The following is a 2,707-nucleotide window of genomic DNA, read 5'->3' on the forward strand; positions in this document are numbered from 1 at the left end:
CTGAAATGGGGCGAAAGTCTGTGGACTCTGTGTAAGACAGTACATGGTTTTTTAACTGTGGTATGCGACGGTGGTGGAAGCAGAAACTTAAATCGTGAGGTTTAGGAATCGCCGCACTTTTAGGGCGGCGAGGATGTCAATACCCAAACAAATAAACAGAAAACTTCTTATAGAAGTGGGGCAAGGGGGAAATTTTCAGCTTTAACCTGGAATATACCCCCCTTTTCCCCACAAAAGAGCGATATTTTAGCCCCTGTCCGAAGGCTGAACATTAGATAAAATTTTGTTACGACCATTCCACCAGCAATTTTTGAGCAAGATACAATCGGAATAGTAGAGCTGCCATTGGGCTAAAAGTTAAGCAAATTTAATCGATAGCCATTTCAGAAAAAAATGTGTCATCGATAATGTTGATCTTCCCCAGATAAGAAGCGAGTGAAGATTAATTGTTGAACCGAGCATCAAAAGCTATCTCTACAGGAGGAAATGTTAGAAAGTTATCCCAGAAGGGGAACCATCAGTCTTGACATATCTATTTCCCATCTAACAGCAAAGGATTTGATCTCATTCAGGGGAAAAAGTCGCTATGAACCACCAAATAGAAACCCCGATCCGCTCACCTTCTCAAGCTCGATTCCGTTCACGGGAAGAACGCATCCAGATCGGTAAATCCCTGCGGGAGCGATTGCCGCGTTCTGTCCACGCTATCTGGCAACCCCCCGCAGCTGGTCGAGAGCCGATCGAGATCATCGAAGCATCAAATCGAGGGCGATTACAGGAATTGATTCCCATCCGCTACGGACGAATGTTGCGGAGTCCCTTTACCTTCCTGCGCGGTTCCGCTGCTTTGATGGCCTACGATCTGGCCACCACTCCCAAAACTGACATTATCGTGCAGGCCTGCGGGGATTGCCACCTGTTGAACTTCGGATTTTTTGCCACCCCCGAACGCAATTTAGTCTTCGATATTAACGATTTCGACGAAACCCTGCCCGCGCCTTGGGAATGGGATCTCAAGCGTCTCGTGGTCAGTTTTGTCATCGCCGGCAGGGATAGCGATCTATCCAATCAAGAATCGAAGGCAGCGGCGATCGATTGCGCTCGTTCCTATCGAGAACACCTGCGGGAATATTCTCGCCTCAGTCCCTTAGAGGTATGGTACACGCGCATAGGAGTAGAACAGGCGATCGAGATGGCTCCCGACGAAAAGACGCGGAAGTTGCGGGAACAGATGATGGCAAAGGCCCGCGAGCGCATCATCGAACATCTCTACCCCAAGATCGTCACCCAAACCGGGGGACGCAATCGCTTTGTCGATCAGCCGCCCATTCTTTACCATGTCAACGAACCGGATTGGGAGACTCTCGTGCGCGAGGGTCTGGAAGACTATCGCCAATCCCTGCCGGAGGAACGCCGAGTCCTCTTCGATCGCTACCAATTAGAGGACTTTGCCCTGAAAGTGGTGGGCATTGGCAGTGTCGGCACCAGATGTTATATCGCCCTATTGTTCTCGGAAGATAACCATCCCCTCATCCTACAAGTTAAGGAGGCTTGCCCTTCGGTTCTGGAACCCTATACCGCCAAGAGCCAGTACGAAAATCAGGGACAACGGGTAGTTACAGGCCAGAGATTGATGCAATCCTCTAGCGACATATTTTTGGGCTGGACTAAGGGAAGAGGGGGCAACGACTTCTATTTACGGCAACTGCGGGATATGAAGTTTTCCCTACCCATTGAAGGAGTATCGGCCGTCCAACTGCAACGCTACGCCGAGTTCTGCGGCTGGACTTTGGCCCGCGCCCACGCCAAATCTGGAGATGCGGCCACCATTAGCGGTTATTTGGGGAAAGGAGATCAGTTCGATCTAGCCCTGGGCGAATTTGCGATCGCTTATGCCGATCAGACAGAACGAGATCACGCCGCTTTGGTGGATGCGGTCAAAACAGGACGGGTCGAGGCTTTGGTAGAAGAAAATTTATAGAGATTAGGGAGCGATTTTGAGCGGATCTAGGCAAGATCAGCCCCTCGCTGCTGAAAAAATTTAACTTTTGATGGTATAATTCGCCTGGAAAGTCAAAATCGGCTCTCAAAGGGTAGCTATATGGTTCCAACTTCAGATCAAGCCAATGATTTCATTCAAAAAAATGCCCTGAGCAGTGGTGTCACCAACGCTGTCATCGGAAATTTTGGGTCTGAAACCCCGCCGTTTTACGGCGGCTTTGCTGTTAAATCTTAGCGCATTTACGAAATATGTGTTAGAATGTGAGGTATGGAAAAAGCCTATTCGTTTCGATTTTACCCCACACCCGAACAAGAGTCGCTATTGCGGCGCACTTTGGGATGTGTAAGATTGGTTTACAATAAAGCTCTCCATCTCAGAACACAAGCATGGTACGAAAGACAAGAAAGAGTAGGATATACTGAAACTTCTTCAATGCTAACCGATTGGAAAAAACAAGAAGAATTAGACTTTCTCAACGAGGTAAGCTGTGTACCCTTACAACAAGGGTTAAGACATTTACAAACAGCTTTTACTAACTTCTTTGCTGGTCGTACTAAGTATCCCAACTTTAAGAAAAAACATCAGGGAGGAAGTGCCGAATTTACCAAGTCTGCTTTTAAATTTAAAGACAAACAAATCTATTTAGCTAAATGCACAGAACCTTTACCTATTCGCTGGTCGCGACAAATACCAGAAAGCTGTGAA

3 protein-coding genes are annotated in these 2,707 nt (G+C 47.6%); all 3 read left to right on the top strand.

Going from position 1 to position 2,707, the window contains the following annotated elements:
- The first annotated feature begins 586 nt into the window (after positions 1-586).
- Entirely contained in the window at positions 587-1,981 is a 1,395-nt protein-coding gene (locus O9324_RS09395) for a DUF2252 domain-containing protein (RefSeq protein WP_288140037.1), read from the top strand.
- Positions 1,982-2,101: 120 nt separating this feature from the next.
- A complete protein-coding gene (locus O9324_RS09400; RefSeq protein WP_288140038.1) occupies positions 2,102-2,236 on the top strand; it encodes a hypothetical protein in 135 nt (44 codons plus the stop codon).
- A 33-nt stretch (positions 2,237-2,269) separates the two neighbouring features.
- Positions 2,270-2,707: RNA-guided endonuclease InsQ/TnpB family protein (locus O9324_RS09405; RefSeq protein WP_288140039.1), on the top strand; the 438-nt coding region annotated here is incomplete at its 3' end.

Source organism: Microcystis sp. LE19-84.1B, from assembly GCF_027531875.1.
GTDB lineage: Bacteria > Cyanobacteriota > Cyanobacteriia > Cyanobacteriales > Microcystaceae > Microcystis > Microcystis panniformis.